The organism is Janthinobacterium sp. C22 (genome assembly GCF_057919405.1).
The window spans coordinates 3,434,065-3,450,569 of record NZ_CP193659.1; the positions used below are offsets into that span (position 1 = coordinate 3,434,065).

Annotated in this window: 17 protein-coding genes; 10 read left to right on the forward strand and 7 right to left on the reverse strand. The window is 62.7% G+C overall.

Annotation, left to right across the window (positions count from 1 at the left end; all coding sequences use genetic code 11):
• Nucleotides 1–95: 95 nt before the first annotated feature.
• From ACRHIG_RS16010 to ACRHIG_RS16020, 3 genes are all read left to right on the forward strand, one after another.
• Nucleotides 96–1,001 carry a LysR family transcriptional regulator gene (locus ACRHIG_RS16010; protein ID WP_489627046.1) on the forward strand — a complete coding sequence of 302 codons (906 nt, stop codon included), beginning with the start codon at nt 96–98 and terminating at the stop codon, nt 999–1,001.
• 126 nt (nt 1,002–1,127) lie between these two features.
• The gene (locus tag ACRHIG_RS16015; protein ID WP_489627047.1) at nt 1,128–2,366 is read left to right on the forward strand and encodes a multidrug effflux MFS transporter; all 1,239 of its coding nucleotides are present in this window, start codon (nt 1,128–1,130) and stop codon (nt 2,364–2,366) included.
• A gap of 66 nt (nt 2,367–2,432) precedes the next feature.
• On the forward strand, nt 2,433–4,805 hold the full coding sequence (locus ACRHIG_RS16020; protein WP_489627048.1) for a membrane-bound PQQ-dependent dehydrogenase, glucose/quinate/shikimate family: 2,373 nt from the start codon (nt 2,433–2,435) through the stop codon (nt 4,803–4,805).
• A 398-nt stretch (nt 4,806–5,203) separates the two neighbouring features.
• Here ACRHIG_RS16020 and ACRHIG_RS16025 read toward each other — a convergent pair whose 3' ends face one another.
• Genes ACRHIG_RS16025 through ACRHIG_RS16045 form a run of 5 tightly spaced genes read right to left on the reverse strand, consistent with a single transcriptional unit; the run spans nt 5,204 to nt 8,156 of the window.
• Nucleotides 5,204–5,662, reverse strand: a complete 459-nt coding sequence (locus ACRHIG_RS16025; protein ID WP_489627049.1) for a nuclear transport factor 2 family protein — start codon at nt 5,660–5,662, stop codon at nt 5,204–5,206.
• 15 nt (nt 5,663–5,677) lie between these two features.
• Nucleotides 5,678–6,004, reverse strand: a complete 327-nt coding sequence (locus ACRHIG_RS16030) for a nuclear transport factor 2 family protein (RefSeq protein WP_489627050.1) — start codon at nt 6,002–6,004, stop codon at nt 5,678–5,680.
• Nucleotides 6,005–6,014: 10 nt separating this feature from the next.
• Nucleotides 6,015–6,998 carry a saccharopine dehydrogenase family protein gene (locus tag ACRHIG_RS16035; protein ID WP_489627051.1) on the reverse strand — a complete coding sequence of 328 codons (984 nt, stop codon included), beginning with the start codon at nt 6,996–6,998 and terminating at the stop codon, nt 6,015–6,017.
• Nucleotide 6,999: 1 nt separating this feature from the next.
• Nucleotides 7,000–7,395 (reverse strand): VOC family protein, encoded by a 396-nt coding sequence (locus tag ACRHIG_RS16040; RefSeq protein WP_489627052.1) that lies wholly within the window; start codon nt 7,393–7,395, stop codon nt 7,000–7,002.
• Nucleotides 7,396–7,412: 17 nt separating this feature from the next.
• Entirely contained in the window at nt 7,413–8,156 is a 744-nt protein-coding gene (locus tag ACRHIG_RS16045) for an SDR family NAD(P)-dependent oxidoreductase (RefSeq protein ID WP_489627053.1), read from the reverse strand.
• A 133-nt stretch (nt 8,157–8,289) separates the two neighbouring features.
• On the opposite strand from ACRHIG_RS16045, the gene ACRHIG_RS16050 reads away from it, so the two are divergent.
• The 3 genes from ACRHIG_RS16050 (at nt 8,290) to ACRHIG_RS16060 (ending at nt 10,294) form a co-directional block, all read left to right on the forward strand.
• On the forward strand, nt 8,290–9,246 hold the full coding sequence (locus ACRHIG_RS16050) for an AraC family transcriptional regulator (RefSeq protein ID WP_489627054.1): 957 nt from the start codon (nt 8,290–8,292) through the stop codon (nt 9,244–9,246).
• A 414-nt stretch (nt 9,247–9,660) separates the two neighbouring features.
• The gene (locus ACRHIG_RS16055) at nt 9,661–9,846 is read left to right on the forward strand and encodes a hypothetical protein (RefSeq protein ID WP_489627055.1); all 186 of its coding nucleotides are present in this window, start codon (nt 9,661–9,663) and stop codon (nt 9,844–9,846) included.
• A 163-nt stretch (nt 9,847–10,009) separates the two neighbouring features.
• Nucleotides 10,010–10,294, forward strand: coding sequence for a hypothetical protein (locus tag ACRHIG_RS16060; RefSeq protein WP_489627056.1), 285 nt, complete (start codon nt 10,010–10,012; stop codon nt 10,292–10,294).
• A gap of 6 nt (nt 10,295–10,300) precedes the next feature.
• On the opposite strand, the gene ACRHIG_RS16065 is transcribed toward ACRHIG_RS16060, so the two are convergent.
• Both ACRHIG_RS16065 and ACRHIG_RS16070 read right to left on the reverse strand, forming a co-directional pair.
• A complete protein-coding gene (locus ACRHIG_RS16065) occupies nt 10,301–10,462 on the reverse strand; it encodes a hypothetical protein (protein ID WP_489627057.1) in 162 nt (53 codons plus the stop codon).
• Nucleotides 10,463–10,707: 245 nt separating this feature from the next.
• On the reverse strand, nt 10,708–11,061 hold the full coding sequence (locus ACRHIG_RS16070) for a hypothetical protein (protein ID WP_489627058.1): 354 nt from the start codon (nt 11,059–11,061) through the stop codon (nt 10,708–10,710).
• Between the two features lie 50 nt (nt 11,062–11,111).
• Here ACRHIG_RS16070 and ACRHIG_RS16075 point away from each other — a divergent pair, with 50 nt between their 5' ends.
• The 4 genes from ACRHIG_RS16075 (at nt 11,112) to ACRHIG_RS16090 (ending at nt 16,435) form a co-directional block, all read left to right on the forward strand.
• A complete protein-coding gene (locus ACRHIG_RS16075) occupies nt 11,112–11,759 on the forward strand; it encodes an HAD-IC family P-type ATPase (RefSeq protein ID WP_489627059.1) in 648 nt (215 codons plus the stop codon).
• 5 nt (nt 11,760–11,764) lie between these two features.
• Nucleotides 11,765–13,651, forward strand: a complete 1,887-nt coding sequence (locus tag ACRHIG_RS16080) for a cation-translocating P-type ATPase (RefSeq protein ID WP_489627060.1) — start codon at nt 11,765–11,767, stop codon at nt 13,649–13,651.
• Nucleotides 13,652–14,161: 510 nt separating this feature from the next.
• Entirely contained in the window at nt 14,162–14,944 is a 783-nt protein-coding gene (fabI, locus tag ACRHIG_RS16085) for an enoyl-ACP reductase FabI (RefSeq protein WP_489630813.1), read from the forward strand.
• Nucleotides 14,945–15,019: 75 nt separating this feature from the next.
• Complete coding sequence (locus ACRHIG_RS16090) at nt 15,020–16,435, forward strand: bifunctional enoyl-CoA hydratase/phosphate acetyltransferase (RefSeq protein WP_489627061.1); 1,416 nt, start codon at nt 15,020–15,022, stop codon at nt 16,433–16,435.
• Nucleotides 16,436–16,505: the final 70 nt, after the last annotated feature.

Below are 16,505 nucleotides of genomic sequence, written 5' to 3' on the forward strand. Positions count from 1 at the left end.
GGCGAAACCGCCGCTATGTCTTATTTACTATAGGGACAAGGCGCTGATGCGACTAGTGGCTATAATCGGCAAATACTTATGAAAATGAATCATAAATGGCGCGCACAAACAATTTCAACGATCTGCTTTTCTTTATTGCGGTGGCGCGCGAGCACAGCTTTACGCGCGCCGCGGCGCAGCTGGGCGTCTCGCAGTCTGCCCTGAGCCACAGCGTGCGTGCCCTTGAGGCGCGGCTCGGCGTACGCCTGCTGACACGAACCACGCGCAGCGTTTCGGCCACCGAGGCAGGCGAGCGCTTGCTGCAAAGCGTGCCGTCGCACTTCGACGACATCGAGGCAGAACTGGCTGCGGTGGCCGAGTTTCGCGACAAGGCGGCCGGCAGCATCCGCATCACCTCGACCGATTACGCCACCCGCACCATCCTGCTGCCGCGCCTGGCACCCGTCCTGCGTGACTATCCACAAATCCGGGTAGAGATCATTAACGACTACGGCCTGGCTGACATTGTTGCCGAACGCTATGACATCGGCGTGCGCCATGGCGACCAGGTGGCCAAGGACATGATCGCAGCACGCATCGGTCCTGACCTGCAGATGGCGATCGTCGGCGCGCCCACTTATCTGGACGGACGGCAAGCGCCGATGACGCCACAGGACCTGATGATGCACAACTGCATCAATCTGCGCCTGCCGACGCATGATGCGTTTTATGTCTGGGAACTGGAAAAAGACGGACGCGCCATCCAGGTCAGGGTCGAGGGGCAGTACGCATTCAATGGCGCCTATGAGATCCTCGATGCGGCCCTGGCCGGCATGGGCCTTGCCTACGTGCCGACGGACCTCGCCGAGCCGTACGTGGCGACCGGCCGCCTGCGCCGCGTCATGGAGGACTGGTATCCGCGCGTGCCGGGCCTGCACGTGTATTACGCCAGCCGCCGGCAATCGTCGCGGGCAATGCAACTGGTGGTCGAGGCCCTGCGCTACCGTCCTGAGCAAACGTAAGGGCCTGGATCCGCCTGGCAGCTCGTTTCATGAGTCATTTTCATAAGTGCATGCGCTTTACCCGAATTGATCAATGTTCAGGACCTGGCTAACATCGTCCGCTGATGACAGTCAGGGGGAAATGACATGGCGGGGGCAACGCAACACTGGAGGGTAGCGAGCGGTCCGCAGTCGCTGCGCACGGTGGCGATACTCGGCGTCCTGATGGCGTTTGCGTCGATCTCGACGGACCTGTATCTGCCGGCGATGCCGTCCATGGCCGAGGCGCTGGGTACCGATGCCGGGCACATGGAGTGGAGCATTGCCGCCTACCTGGCCGGCTTCACCCTGGGTCAGCTGGTATGGGGGCCGCTGTCCGACCGCCATGGCCGGCGCCTGCCGGTCGCTGGCGGCCTGCTGGTGTTTATCCTTGGCTGCGCGGGTTGTGCCATGTCGGGTTCGGTGGGCGCGCTGGTCTGCTGGCGCGCAGTGCAGGCCGCCGGTGCCAGCGCCAGCGTGGTCATCGCCCGGGCCATGGTGCGCGACTTGTACCGGGGCCCGCGCGCGGCGCGGCTGATGTCGACCCTGATGACGGTGATGGCGGTGGCGCCGCTGCTCGGCCCCAGCGTAGGCGGCCTGATCCTGCACGTGGCGTCGTGGCGGGCGATTTTCTGGACGCTGGCGGCGCTCGGCGGCGCCACTCTGGCGGCACTGTCATGGTTGCCGGAAACGTTGCCCCCGGCGCGGCGCACTTGCGCACCGCTATCGGCAGCGTTGGGCGCCTATGGACAATTACTGCGCCATCGCGCCTTGCTTGGCTATGCCGGCGTTGCCGGATGCTATTTCGGCGCCTGCTTCGCCTACGTGGCAGGTTCGCCGTTCCTCTACATTGCCTATTTCCATGTATCGCCACAATGGTACGGCATGCTCTTCACGGCAGGCGTGTCGGGGATCATGCTGGCCAACCAGATCAACATACGGCTCCTGAAACGCTTTTCCGCCGACGCGCTGATACGTTTCGGGACCGGCATGGCGGCCCTGGCAGGCGCCGTTGCCGCGCTCGACGCATTCGAAGGCTGGGGCCACTTGTGTGGCGTCGCCATTCCCCTGGTTTTTGTGGTGGCGGCGAACGGTTTCATTAGCGCCAATGCCATTGCCGGCGCCTTGAGCCATTTCGACGAGGGCGCCGGTGCCGTCTCGGCGCTGCTTGGCAGCGTGCAGTACGGCACCGGCATGGTTGGCTCCGTACTGGTGGGCACGTTCGCAGGCGCCCGCTCGAGCTTGAACGTCATCGCCTGGATGTGCGTCGCCAGCATGCTGGGCGCGTGGCTGTTTCTGCCTGGCCGGGCAGGGAAGCGGCACGCGATTACATCGCCAGTGCAGTAGCGGTGAGGTGGCGCGGCCCATGCGGGCGGCCGGAAAACCATTCCATGAATGAAGCGGAGAATATGCATGTCTACTGAAAAAACCATGAAAGCAGCCGTGCCAGCGTTGATTTTGCTGGGCCTGGTGATCCTGCTGTACGGGCTCGCCATGCTGGCCGGCGGGGTGTATCTCATAGCGCTCGGCGGTTCCTGGTTCTTCGCCCCGGCGGGGCTGGCACTGGCGTTGGCCGGCTGGCTCATTGTTCGGCGGAGCCCGCTGGGAGCTGCGCTGTACCTTGCCGTGTTCGCCATCACGGTCGCTTGGTCGCTGTGGGAAGCAGGGTTCGCTTTCTGGCCCCTGTTTTCGCGCCTGTTCGCCATGGCGGTGCTGGCTCTGCTGCTATTACTGCTCATGCCGGCCTTCCATCGGGGCGGTGACGCGTTCCGGCGCCGCCCGGCCCAGCTGTTGGCCGCAGCCCTGGCAATTGCGCTGGGCCTGACTTTTTATGCCAGCTTGCAGCCGCGTCCTCTTGCCACGGTACAGTTGACACCGGCACCGGTGGCGGGCATGGCTGTCGGCACGGTCGCGGCGGCAAGCTGGCCGTACTTCGGACGTACCGCATCCGGCACCCGGCACGCGCCGCTTGAGCAGATCACGCCCGCCAACGTTGCCAGCCTGACAGTCGCCTGGACCTACCGCACGGGCGAGATTCCCAGCGGCAGCGCGGCGCACGTGGTGACGCCCCTGCACATCGACGGCACCCTGTATGGCTGCACCCAGTCGAGCAAAATCTTCGCCCTGGATGCCGAGACGGGCAAAGAGCGCTGGCGCTTCGATTCCCATGCCGCGCCGAATAAGGTTTATCCGCGCTGCCGTGGCGTGGCGTATCACGATGCCGGCGCCGATGGCAGGGCACCTGCGGCCGCATCGGCGCCGGCATGCAGGCGCCGCATCATTGCCACCACGGTCGATGCGCGCATGGTCGCGGTCGACGCCGCGAGCGGCAAACCTTGCGAGGATTTCGGCGAGCATGGCGTGGTCAGCCTGCGCCCGGGCATGCAAAATCCGAATCCCGAGCTGTATTTTCCCACTGCCGCGCCAACCGTGGTGCGTGATCTGATCGTCGTTGGCGGGCTGGTGTGGGACAACCAGAAGGTGGGCGAACCGTCCGGCGTGGTGCGCGCCTTCGACGTACGCACCGGCGCCCTGGCCTGGGCCTGGGACCTGGGCAATCCCGCCATCACCCGACTGCCGCCGGAAGGCGGTTCGTATTCACCGGGTACGCCGAATGTCTGGTCGATTCCGTCGTTTGACGAGAAGCTGGGTCTGATCTATCTGCCGACCGGCAATTCGACGCCCGATTTCTGGGGCGGCCATCGCAGCGCGGCCAGCGACCGCTATTCGTCCTCCGTCGTCGCGCTGGACATCGCCACGGGCCGGGAGCGCTGGAGATATCAGACCGTACACCATGACTTGTGGGACTATGACGTGCCATCACAGCCGGCGCTGTACGATGTCGCCGACGGCCACGGCGGCGTCGTCCCGGCCCTGATCCAGACCACCAAGCGCGGTGAAATTTTCATGCTCGACCGCCGCAACGGCAAGCCAGTCGCAACTGTCGAGGAGCGCCCCGTGCCGCAGGGCGGCATGGCCGACGACCGGCTTGCGCCCACCCAGCCGTTTTCGGTGGGCATGCCGTCCATCGGCACCGAGCCGCTCAGCGAAGTGCGCATGTGGGGACTGACCTTGGTCGACCAACTGGCGTGCCGCGTGGCGTTTCTCCAGTCGCGCTACGAAGGCATCTTCACGCCGCCTGGCGAACGCCAGACCATCCAGTATCCAAGCTGGCTGGGCGGCATGAACTGGGGTTCCGTCAGCATTGCCGAAAACCTGGGCTACCTGATCGTCAACGATACCCGCGTTGCCGTGACCAACAAGCTGGTACGGCGTGAAGACTATGACCGCAAGGTGCAGGCCGATGGCGGGCACGAGGGCAGTGCGCCCCAGGCGGGTACGCCGTGGGGCGTCGAGCAGCGACGGTTCCTGTCGCCGCTGGGCATTCCCTGTCAGCAGCCGCCATACGGCACGCTCACAGCGATCGACCTGACAACGCGCCAGATCGTCTGGTCGGTCCCGTTAGGCACCACGCAGGAAACCGGCCCCTTGGGCATCGCCACCCGCATGCCGATCCCGATCGGCATGCCCACGCGCGGCGGACCATTGACGACTGCGTCAGGTCTGGTATTCATCGGTGCAAGCCAGGATTTCCGGCTGCGTGCTTTCGACGTGCGCACAGGGGCGGAGCGCTGGAGCGTGCAATTACCGGTAGGCGCGGAGGCGACGCCGATGACCTACCTGTCACCGCGTAGCGGTCGCCAGTTCGTCGCCATCAGTGCAGGTGGAAACTCCGCGACTACGCAGAAGGGCGACTATATCGTCGCCTATGCGCTGCCACGCTAGCTCCGTTTGGCGCCTGGCATCGACATGATAGTGCGGCAAGTGCCGCCAAGTTCCACGTCGGGCCGCCCGTGATCGCCAGTTCCAGTTCACCGCCAGCGTCATACATCCCAGATATCAGCCAGTGCTCGAGCAGATGATGTGCTGACCACTATACCGAGAACCACGGATCAGAAGAGTCTAAGCTACTGGCAGCGATTCAATGGTACTGTCTGCTTCCGCCCCGAAGCAGACGTTAGGGGTGGTGCCGACCACCCATGAATCGGTTTCTCGATGCTTGCCAAGCCCAACTGTATCAAACCGGTCTTTGCCATCGAGAGGCCAAACACCAAGCCATTCAAGTGCCGAATTGATGGCGTTGTTAGAAACAGATACGAGCGCATCTGTCCCCCCTGCTGGAATCAATGTGTGTGCTTGCGTGCCACTCCCTGTAGTGGTTTATCGTAACCAACTGTGCCGTCATAGTGGGCCTCTACGAGCCCATCCAATCGCGCTGTGTCGCCGTCGATGGTGACACGTGGGTTGGTCACGGAATGAGTCGTATCCAACGTCGCGAGAGAGGCGGTGAGGGCAGCAACGATATAGTCTCTACCCTCGATCACCGGATATTCAAATCCGGCCTTGGCGGCAGCTGGGCGAAAGTCCGACATGGCATTTTCTGCCAGTGCGGACGATAGAAGGTTCTTGTCTCGAAGGTCGATGCCAGCGGCGAAGCGGTACAGAGTATCGACTACCGCAAGCTGGTCTGCGACCTCGTTGGCAAGTGATGGTGACATGGTCATAAGTAATTCCTTTGCTGAACCGGCGGCTTGCGAAATGCAGCCAGTCCCGGCATCGGCACCCTTGAAGGCACCTATCATTGTTTTCTCTAATGGTTACTCGAGATCGGCGTCGATGTGTTCGATCAGACCGGCGGCGTTGGCCTGGATTCGGAGAGACCCAATCTCGTGGCCAAAGGTGCCGGTGAAGTCAACGCGAACAAGCGCCACCAGGTTGTGTGGTTGCTCTAGCGACAACAACTTGCTCGCAGTGTTATAACCGACGAAGAATTGTTCGAGGTAGCGACGAATACCTTCGATGCCGGCGAAAACATTGCCAACCGAAACGTCTTCGATGACCGCATCGGACGTGAAGAGAGCCAACGTTCCCTCGACGTCAAAGGCATTGGCGAGTCGTATAAATTGATTAATTAGCTTTTCCATGGAATGCTCCTCAAGCATCGACGATCGTGGTGTCGGCGATGGTCTCGGCAAAACCATTGCCGAAAAGCATTGCAGGGGTCTGAAAACCAGAACGGTACTCGCCGCCGAGAACGCGCCGTCCTGTCTCGGCGGCGGCAGTAGCGGTGAACGTGTAGCCGTTGACTGTGTCGAGCACCGAGCGGACAACACTGCCATCTGAACTGGTGACCTCGGCGACGGCCTGATAACGATGGGCCAACCGTTCCTGCTCACTCGGCCCATCCGGCAGTGCCGAGAGATCACCTTGAGGGAATCCGTCACCGGTAACGAGGACGAACGTTTCAATGTCAGGAATGCCAGTTGACTTCCAGATCGTAATCAGATCGGGAAGGGTGACCTGAAAGCAATCCACTGCCCCCTTGCCAAAGTCGAGTTTTCGGACCGCTCCGTGCGGCCGCACAACCAGTCCTCCGCCGTGGCGCGCAAGCGTCTCTGAGGTGACGCTGCCCATGGCGCTGACGGCCGATCCTCGCGACAAACCACCTGATACATGCATGGCCACTTGAATGCTCGATGGATTATTTGCCTTTGCGACGGCGTGTCCGGCAAGGCAGCCCAGCATTGCCACGCTGCCGCCACTGCCCGGCAGTAGCATCACACCTGCGGCTTTAGCCTCGCCGTCGAGCACTTCGGCCAGACGATAGCTGTCGAGTTCTGCGGCGACGTCAAGATAGTGCACACCTTGGCGAATACAGGCTTGCATCAGAACATTGGCAGTCCTTGCGAACGGACCTGCGCAATTGAGGAGGACACCGACATCGCCGAGTGATGATTCAACCAGTGCGGTGTCTTCGAGTGCGAAAACGCGGTACTCCAGGCCGAGCATCGCGGACATTGAAACGAGCGTCGCCTCATTACGTCCAGCAAGGATAAGCGGCGTTTCTGCCGCTACGGCGTACTGCGCCGCCATGCGGCCGGTGTAGCCGGTCGCGCCATAAATCATTAATTTCTTCATATCAGTGCTGCCATTCCTTGTAGACGAATTCCAGGCTATAGCCATCCGGGTCGCGCACCTGCGCGGCGTAATAGCGTGGGTCATAGTGCAACTGCGGTCCGGGCGGATGGATTTCGGTGGCGCCGGCGGCCATCGCCGCGGAAAAGGCCGCGTCGACCATGCGCTGGCTATCGGCGACGAAGCCCACATGGGCGGCGCGGCCGTCCACCGTACCTTCGCGCAGCCAGAAGAACACGCGGCCGTTGGCGCCGAAACCCTTCAGGTCCGGGTGACCTGCCGGGCCTTGGCGGCCGTTGTAGTCAAGTGCATGGGCAATGCCCAGCGGCGCCAGTGCTTTTTCGTAAAAGGCAATCGAGCAAGCGATATCGCTGACGCAGATAAAAACGTGATCGAGCATGATGCGTTCTCCTTGATTCAGATGATGTAGCCACCCGCGACTTCGATGTTCTGAGCATTGATCCAGAGGTTCTCATGGGACAGCAAGCTGGCGATAACACCGCCGACTTCTTCCGGCTCACCGACCCGGCCGAGCGCCGTTTGGTCCGCCAGCATAGCCTCGAATTCCGGTGTCAGTCCACCGCCCAGCTCAGTACGGATCGCACCCGGCGCGATCGAGTTGGCCCGAATGCGGCGCGCGCCAAATTCCTTGGCCATGTAGCGCGTAAGTACCTCCAGACCACCCTTGAAAGCGGCATACGGCGCCACGCCAGCCGTAGCTACCCGGCTCGTTGCGCTGGTGATGTTGACCAGGTGGCCGCCGTCCTCGATGAGCGGCAGCAGCGCCTGAGTCAGGAAAAACGGCCCCTTGAGGTGGATGTTGAACAGACCGTCGAACTGCGCCTCGGTGACCTCAGCGATCGGCGCATACAGCCCGTGGCCGGCGTTGTTGACAAGGAAGTCGAAGCTGTTTCGGCCCCAGACGGCGGCCAGCTGGCCAGACAACGCCTGGCGGAAATCGGCGAACGATGGGCTGTTGCCAACGTCCAGCTTCAGCGCAACCGCCTTTCCGCCCATCCCGGTAATGGCTTGCACGACCGCTTCCGCTTTTTCCGGATTGCTGTTGTAAGTGACGACCACGCCCATGCCGCGCTTGGCGCATTCCAGTGCAGTGCTGGCGCCGATACCACGGCTGCTGCCTGTCACGATGACAATCTTCATTCGATTCCTCCAGTAGATTAGTGAGATCCATGGTAAGACTGCCGCCAGCAACGGACTCACCCGATCCTCCTCAATACTTGCCTATTTCTGCTTTCCCATTGCATCCGGGGATGGCCCCTGTTAGGGTTTCAACATGGAACAGCAAATGCAAGAATTGAGAGCGCTGGCCGCAGGGGCCGAGAATCGCCGCACCGAAACCGGCATCCCACGTGTCGCCATGGTGCAGGGCGAGATTCCGGAGCATCTGCTTGCTGCCGTCTACGATCCAATGGTCAACTTGATACTGACGGGATCGAAAACGATGACGATTGGCGACCGTACTTTTCATTATGATCCGGCCACCTACTTTGTGATGTCAGTGGATCTCCCTGCAGTGGGTGCTGTACATCCTGCCGCGACAGGCGAACCGTATCTGGCTGTTAGCTTGACGCTTGATCCCGCTATCGTCGCTGCGCTTATCCGTGACTTGCCGGTGCGGGTATGTAGTACGCTGTTTGGTTCAGGATTCTCGGTTGCGCCGGTCAATGGTGAGCTGCTCGACGCGTGGATCCGTATGCTGCGACTAATGGAACGGCCGGACGAGATAGCAGTGCTCGCTCCTGCTTATGAGCGTGAGATATTGTTTCGTGTGCTTCAGGGGCCTCTTGGTTGGATGCTACGAGACATTGCATCGCCTGACACGGCACTTTCACGTATTAGTGTGGCAATCAACTGGATACGTCGTAACTTTACCGAACAGATAAAGGTGGAGGCACTCGCTGAGATGGCGGCGTTCAGCGTTTCTGCATTCCATCGCCATTTTAAAGCGGTGACGGCATTGAGCCCCTTACAATATCAAAAACGTCTACGTTTGTTACATGCGCGCTCACAACTCATCTCCGGACAAGGCAGCGCAACTTCGATTGCGTTCAGTGTTGGCTACGAGAGCCCTAATCAGTTCAGCCGGGAATATGCTCGCTTGTTCGGCCTGCCACCTTCTAGAGATCTTGTGAAAGCCACCCGAGAACTGCGGGGGAATAGTAATCGCGCCGACAACCCTGGATGTCTGGCAGGCTTGGTCTTGGTCTTGGTCTATCAGCTGGTGATTTAAAATTGCTCTCACCAGGCGGTTAGTCGGTCACCAGCCATTTGAAGGTCGGATCAATACGCTGCTGGGCTTACGCTTTTGCTTAAGCGGCCATGGCAAGCTTCTGTTTTGGCGTGACACCGTCTGGTGCCATGTCGCGCCGGCCATGAGCGCAACTCCACCGCGAATGCCCAAAGTCCCCCTCTGGCCGCGCGCACGAAGCAGATGACGGGCTAGTTTATCGTAGCCAACCGTGCTGCTATAGCGCGCAAAAGCAAGCGCTCTGCTGCTGCCTCGTTCGGATAAACCATCCTGCGCCGGCAGTTATGGCTAGGGAAGGCCAGCTTTTGCTAGCGCGCGGTTGAAGTCTCTGCAGGGCAGGGGAAATAGACAGGCCAGACCCGATCTAGTCGGGGGGACGGGGCGGCGAAGAAGAAAATGGCGGGACAGGAGCAAGCCGGGGCCACCGGCACGCTCAAGACGCTGGAGCATCTTTACAAGAGCAAGCACGGCGCCAAGCGGGCGGCGAATCTGGCGTGGGAGCACATCAAGGAAGTGCGCGAGATCATTCGGGAGAACAGCGAAGAAGCAGGGAAGACGGTGGAAACGGCTTCCAAAGCGTAGACCTGATGAATTACAGGAGGATCACCGTTGACAGGGGATTTGTGTAGTAGTCAGACGCTCACCAACACTCCTATCCAGTATCCTCACTACTGCTGAACAGTCACCTAGTTTAGGAGTAATCCTATTTGCCGGATGAGAGTCCCGCCATACGATTAGATCGTGGATGAAATATTTCTATTCAGTAGATTTTATTAAATTTCTTATTGAGGAAATTATGATTCAACTTGGTGATTTTGAAATTGACGCTGTATCCGGCGGCATGGGCGGCAGGGCTCCAGACCGTTCGAAAGTTGTAACGGATCCGCGACATGACGCGATCATGGGCGGAATGATCGGTGGCGGGATCGCAGGTTCGCGCGGCGGAGCATTTGGCATAGTATTTGGTGCAATTGGCGGTGCAATTGCCGGTGCGATAGCAACTCCTCGCCCACCCGTTATGCAAAAATAATATGAATTACTTAAAGTCACTTTCCTTTGGTACTGCTGGCGGCATGGTTGCATGGGCAATGACCTCTCCGCCAAACTTTAATGGCTTAAATTTTTTGTCAACTTTAATATTTTTTAATATTATTGCATTCGCAACTTCTTTTAATTCAACACGACGAAAAAATGCCAATTTGAAATAGGTTTAGTGAAAGTACAGCCCGTACACGAATGCCGTTCACCTAAAAATGAACGGCATTTATCAGGCGAAGTTTCCAGTGTTAAGTAAGCGCAGATTAATTCGGATTCCTTCCTGAAACCACGCGTAAGTATTTGATTTTTAAAGAGGTAAATTCCGAGAAGTTGGATTAATCAGTGCTTCCCTAGCGAGGTCAATCCGTGTCTGGGCTTACTATCCGAAAAAACTATTTTGCGTGATCAATCCAACGCTACTGCATCAAGCCGCAGCCCGCCCATGCACGCGCTGTTCCGCCAGCAATCCATTGAGCATCTAGGCAACAAGCAGTACGGTACGGTATTGCTGGTGCGGCCCGTCAGCCGCCGGTTCCTGACCTGGCTGTTCCTGGGTATCGCGCTGGCCATCGTCGCCTTCTTCATCTTCTTCAGCACCACGCGCAAGGCGCAATCACAGGGCGTACTGTTGCCGACCAGCGGCGTGATCCGCATCATGCCGGGCCAGGCGGGCGTCATCGCCGGGGTGCGCGTCAAGGAAGGGCGGCCGTGCGCGCCGTCGGTACCGCGCCAGCGTGCCGTTCGCCGGGCGCGTTCCATGGTAGCCTTGTGCCCTGCGGCCATAGTCTGTTGGCTGCCGGAGATGTGCCATGCCACTGCGTCAAGAGGAAGCGACCGGTTGGACCAGCGCCGAGGCGGCGTCGCGCCTCGCCGCCGATGGCCCGAACGAATTGCCCGCTGCGCTGCCGCTGGGCCGCTGGCGTTTGCTGGCCGAGATCGTCGGCGAGCCGATGCTGCTCTTGCTGGTCGCGTGCGGCATGGTGTATCTGCTGCTGGGCGACCGCCAGGAGGCGCTCATGCTGCTGGCCTTCGTGCTGCTCGTCATCGGCATCAGCTATGTCCAGCGCGCGCGCACGGAGCGCTCGCTGGCGGCCTTGCGGGACTTGTCCAGTCCGCGCGCGCTGGTCATCCGCGACGGCCGCCAGGCGCGCATCGCCGGCCGCGAATTGGTGCGCGGCGACCTGGTCCTGCTGGCCGAAGGCGACAGGGTGCCGGCCGACGTGACCTTGCTCACAGCTTCCAACCTGATGGTCGACGAATCGATGCTGACGGGCGAAGCGGCGCCGGTCATGAAGCAGCCGGCGCCACGCAACCACCCCGGTCCGGGGCCCGACGGCTGCGTGTACGCGGGCACGCTGATCACGCAGGGCACGGCCAGCGGCACCGTGAGCGCCACCGGCACGCACAGCGCGCTGGGGCGCATCGGCGCCTCGCTGGCCACGCTGGGGGAGAACTGACGCCAGTGCAGCAGGAAACGCGTCGCGTCGTGCGTTCGGTGGCCATCGGCGCGCTGGGCCTGGCGGCGGCGCTGGGCGTGGCCTACTGGTGGCTGCGCGGCGACGCCCTGCGCGGCCTGCTGGCCGGGTTGACCCTGGCCATGGCGCTGCTGCCGGAGGAACTGCCGGTGATCCTGACCCTGTTCCTGGGACTGGGGGCCTGGCGGCTGGCGCGCGCGCACGTGCTGGCGCGCAGCATCCCGGCCATCGAACTGCTGGGCGCCACGACGGTGTTGTGCGTCGACAAGACAGGAACCCTGACCTGCAACCGCATGCAGCTGTGCCAGCTGTGGTCGGCGCAGGCGCGCCATGCGTGCGGCCCGGCGCCTGAACCAGCCTTGCCCGAAGAGTTGCACCGGCTGCTCGAATATGCGCTGCTGGCCAGCCACCGCCAGGCTTTCGATCCCATGGAAGCGGCCATCGGCGCGGCTGGCGCGCGCTTGCTGGCCGGCACCGAACACCTGCATGGCGACTGGACCCTGGTCGACGACTATCCCCTATCGCGGCGCATGCTGGCCATGTCGCGCGTGTGGCGCTCGCCGGGGCGGCAAGATTACGTGATTGCCGCGAAGGGCGCCCCGGAAGCCATCATGGACCTGTGCCACCTGGACACTGCGCAGTGTGCGGCCATCGCGGCGCAGGTAGCCGTCATGGCCGGTCTAGGCCTGCGCGTGATCGGCGTGGCGGGTGCCGCCTTCGCCGCGCCGCCGCTGCCATCGGACCAGCACGACTTTGATTTCGCTTTCCTTGGCCTGCTGGCGCTGGAAGATCCCGTGCGTCCCGAAGTGCCGGCGGCGGTGGCGCAATGCCGCGACGCCGGCATGCGCGTGGTGATGATTACGGGCGACCATCCCGCCACCGCCTTGTCGGTGGCGCGCCAGGCCGGCATTGCCACGGACGGGGAAGCGCTGACGGGCGGCGAGCTCGACGCCCTGGATGACGCCGCGTTGCGGTTGCGCCTGGCGCAGGTGCGGGTATGCTGCCGCATCGCGCCGCAGCAGAAGCTGCGCCTGGTGCAAGCCTTGCGCGCGCGCGGTGACATCGTCGCCATGACGGGCGACGGGGTCAACGATGCGCCCGCGCTCAAGGCCGCGCATATCGGCGTGGCGATGGGCGCGCGCGGCACCGACGTGGCGCGCGAGGCCGCCGCGCTGGTCTTGCTGCAGGACGATTTTGCATCGCTGCTGACGGCCGTGCGCCATGGCCGGCGCCTGTTCGCGAATCTACGCAAGGCCATCGTCTTCATCGTCGCCATCCACGTACCCATCGCGGGGCTGTCGATACTGCCTGTGCTGCTGGGCTGGCCCTTGCTGCTGCTGCCCGTGCATATACTTTTTCTGCAATTGATCATCGACCCTGCTTGTTCCATCGTCTTCGAGGCCGAGCCCATCGACGACGACGCCATGCGCCGGCCGCCACGGCAACCGGGCCAGCCGCTGTTTTGCCGCGACATCCTGCTGCGCGGTGTGCTGCAGGGCGCCGGCTTGCTGGCCATGCTGCTGTGCCTGGGCGCATACATGCGGGTATCGGGCCAGTCCGACGATGCGGGGCGCGCCGCCGTCTTCCTTGCCCTGGCGCTGTCGAATCTGGCGCTGATCCACGTCAACCGTGGCGCCGCGCCCCTGTGCCGGGCGCCAGGCGCAGCCGCGAATCCTTATTTTGCCTGGATCAGCGGCGCCTGCGTGCTGCTGTTGCTGCTGGTGCTGGGCGTGTCGCCACTGCGGCAGCTGTTCGCCTTTGCCGTGCCGGACATGGCGGCGCTGGCGCTCTGTTGCCTGGTGCCCCTGCTGGCGCTGGCATGGTGCCAGCTGCTCAAACGCCATATGCCACCTTCCTCCGGTGCGGCCGCATGATGACGCGGCGCCGCTGCCAGGCCAGCGCCGCCAAGTCCAGGCGCGATGCGCGCTATCGTTGCGGGCTCGTCCACTTGCGGTATCGGCACGGGAATCGGCTCCAGCGCGACGGGAATCCGGTTGCCGGCCGCATCGCCCAGCAGCATGTCGTCGGCGAACAGGAAGGTATGGGCCGGCACAGCAGCACCTGGAACGCCAGCGTGGCGAGCCGGAACACCTCGTCCAGATGCAGCAGGCCCGGCGCGGTCTGGCAGCCGCCGCGCGGCAGCGGGGGCTGGTCCGCTGATGGCGGGTGCCGCCACCAGATTGCCCAGCATGCCGATCCCGCTTGCCGTCCATGTGCCAGCTGCGTTCCGGCCAGCCGCACTTGATGCGTATCAAGCTCACTCGGTGCAGGAGTGTATAGACTTGATCGCATCCGTTGTGGCACGACGCCATCGGACATGTGACCGGCGGCATGTTCCGGCGGCATCACCCGGCGTCCTGCATGACGAGCCTATTCCCATGCCCATGCCCACACCTATTTCCCTGCCTTTTTCTCTTGCCGGCAAGCGCGGCCTGATCGTCGGGGTCGCCAATGAGCGCAGTATCGCCGCCGGCTGTGCGCGTGTCATGGCGGTGTCGGGCGCGCGTCTGGTGCTCAGCTGCCTCGACGACAGGGCCTTGCCCTACGCGGCACCGGTGGCCGAGGCGCTGTGCGTGCCTATGCTGATGTGCGATGTGGAACAGCCCGGTGCGCTTGAACACCTGGTGCAGGCAGCGGCGGCCGCGCATGGCGGCCTCGATTTCGCCGTTCACTCCATTGCCTGGGCGCCTCTGACTGATTTGCAAGGGCGTGTGCTGGACAGTACCAGCGCCGGCTTTCTGCGTGCGATGGATATTTCCTGCCATTCATTTGCGCGCCTCGCCCGGCTCTGTGTACCGCATATGGGACCGCATGGCAGCCTGATAACGATGAGCTACCTGGGGGCTGATGAAGCCGTGGCACACTACGGCATCATGGGGCCGGTCAAGGCGGCGCTGGAATCCCTGGTCCGCTACCTTGCCGCCGAACTTGGTCCGCAGGGCGTGCGCGTGCATGCCGTCTCGCCGGGGCCGGTTCCAACCCGTGCGGCCTCCGGGCTGCCCGAGTTCGAAGCACTGATGGCACGCGCATGCGCGAGCGCCCCGTTGCGGCGCCTGGTCACGCCGGAGGAAATCGGCCAACTGGCCGCGTTTCTTGCGAGCGATGCGGCCAGCGGCATGACGGGGCAGACTCTGTATGTCGATGGCGGTTACCACGTCGTCAACTGAACCACCATCGGTCCGCGCACCTGGGCCGGCGCCCCGGGCCAATGCCAGGCGCCGGCTCTCACGCAGGGGAATGTCATGGATAAGCCGATCGACAACAGCTTGCCCGAGATAGAAAACTACACCTACGACGAGTTGGAAATCGGGCAGAGCGCGCGCCAGAGCCGTACGCTGAGTGCCGGCGACATTGCCGCTTTCGCCGCCGTCTCGGGCGACGTCAATCCGGCGCATCTCGACCCGGCTTACGCCGAACACACGTTGTTCCACGGCGTGATCGCCCATGGCATGTGGAGCGCGGCGCTCATTTCGACGCTGCTAGGCACGTGTCTGCCAGGCGCTGGCACAATTTATATCGGGCAGACACTGTACTTTCTGAAACCCGTGCGCATCGGCGACACCTTGCGCATCACGGCGACGGTGTCAAGCAAGGAGGCGGCGACAAAACGCGTGACGCTGGACTGCGAAATCAAGAACCAGAACGGGGTTCTGGTGTTGTCGGGCGTGGCGACCGTGATCGCGCCCAGCGAGAAGGTGCGCCGGCCGCGTGCGCCGCGGCCGGTGCTGCTGCTGGTCGATCCCGGCGCCCGCTTCGCCAGCCTGCTGGCGCACGTGGCGCTGCTGGCGCCGCTGCGCTGCGCCGTGGTGCATCCGTGTGATGCGGAATCGTTGCGTGGCGCGCTGCATGCCGCCGCGCATGGATTGATGCTGCCGGTGCTGATTGCGCCGACGGCGAAGTTGCGGGCCCTCGCTGCCAGCCTCGATCTTGACCTTGGGCAAGCCGAGCTGCGCGAGGCCGCGCACAGCCACGACGCCGCCGCCATCGGCGCCGCCATGGCGAGTGCCGGCAGCGTCGATATGTTGATGATGGGCAGCCTGCACGCGGATGAAATGATGGCGGCCATACTGGCGCAGCCGGCGCTGCGCACCGGGCGGCGCCTGTCGCACGTCTACCGGATGGAAGTGCCGCTGTATGAAAAAGTGCTGCTGATTTCCGATGCCGCGCTGAATATCGCGCCATCGTTGCCAGACAAGGCCGATATCGTGCAGAACGCGATCGGCGTGGCGCATGCCCTCGGTATCGGGCAGCCGAAGGTGGCTATCCTGGCGGCCGTTGAAACGGTCAGCGCCAGGATGCCTGCCACGGTCGATGCGGCCGCGTTGTGCAAGATGGCTGCCCGCGGGCAGATCACTGGCGCGGTGCTGGACGGCCCCCTTGCTTTCGATATTGCCATTTCTCCACTTGCCGCGCGCATCCAGGGCATCGTCTCGCCGGTGGCTGGCCATGCGGATATCCTGATCGTGCCGGACCTTGAAGCAGGCAACATGCTTGCCAGACAACTTGAGTACCTGGCCAGCGCCGCAAGCTGCGGCGTGGTCCTGGGCGCCACGGTGCCCATTGCCATGGGCAGTCGGGCAGATGATGCTGCCAGCCGTATGGCCTCGTGCGCGCTGGCGCTGCTGATGGCACACCACGGCCGGCAGGTGCGGGCCTAGACGCCTGGATGTCCTCAAGGCGAAAATATTCGCCTTCCTTCTCTTCCAGCGCCGCACGATCCCCGGTCAT

Bases quoted from the DNA above. Each gene is read 5' to 3' on its own strand.
- ACRHIG_RS16075 (WP_489627059.1), top strand. From the start codon at position 11,112: ATGCCACTGCGTCAAGAGGAAGCGACCGGTTGGACCAGCGCCGAGGCG.
- ACRHIG_RS16015 (WP_489627047.1), top strand. From the start codon at position 1,128: ATGGCGGGGGCAACGCAACACTGGAGGGTAGCGAGCGGTCCGCAGTCG.
- ACRHIG_RS16035 (WP_489627051.1), bottom strand. From the start codon at position 6,998: ATGAAGAAATTAATGATTTATGGCGCGACCGGCTACACCGGCCGCATG.
- ACRHIG_RS16025 (WP_489627049.1), bottom strand. From the start codon at position 5,662: ATGATAGGTGCCTTCAAGGGTGCCGATGCCGGGACTGGCTGCATTTCG.
- fabI (WP_489630813.1), top strand. From the start codon at position 14,162: ATGCCCACACCTATTTCCCTGCCTTTTTCTCTTGCCGGCAAGCGCGGC.
- ACRHIG_RS16055 (WP_489627055.1), top strand. From the start codon at position 9,661: ATGGCGGGACAGGAGCAAGCCGGGGCCACCGGCACGCTCAAGACGCTG.
- ACRHIG_RS16040 (WP_489627052.1), bottom strand. From the start codon at position 7,395: ATGCTCGATCACGTTTTTATCTGCGTCAGCGATATCGCTTGCTCGATT.
- ACRHIG_RS16010 (WP_489627046.1), top strand. From the start codon at position 96: ATGGCGCGCACAAACAATTTCAACGATCTGCTTTTCTTTATTGCGGTG.
- ACRHIG_RS16060 (WP_489627056.1), top strand. From the start codon at position 10,010: ATGAAATATTTCTATTCAGTAGATTTTATTAAATTTCTTATTGAGGAA.
- ACRHIG_RS16070 (WP_489627058.1), bottom strand. From the start codon at position 11,061: ATGGAACGCGCCCGGCGAACGGCACGCTGGCGCGGTACCGACGGCGCG.
- ACRHIG_RS16030 (WP_489627050.1), bottom strand. From the start codon at position 6,004: ATGGAAAAGCTAATTAATCAATTTATACGACTCGCCAATGCCTTTGAC.
- ACRHIG_RS16090 (WP_489627061.1), top strand. From the start codon at position 15,020: ATGGATAAGCCGATCGACAACAGCTTGCCCGAGATAGAAAACTACACC.
- ACRHIG_RS16020 (WP_489627048.1), top strand. From the start codon at position 2,433: ATGTCTACTGAAAAAACCATGAAAGCAGCCGTGCCAGCGTTGATTTTG.
- ACRHIG_RS16045 (WP_489627053.1), bottom strand. From the start codon at position 8,156: ATGAAGATTGTCATCGTGACAGGCAGCAGCCGTGGTATCGGCGCCAGC.
- ACRHIG_RS16050 (WP_489627054.1), top strand. From the start codon at position 8,290: ATGGAACAGCAAATGCAAGAATTGAGAGCGCTGGCCGCAGGGGCCGAG.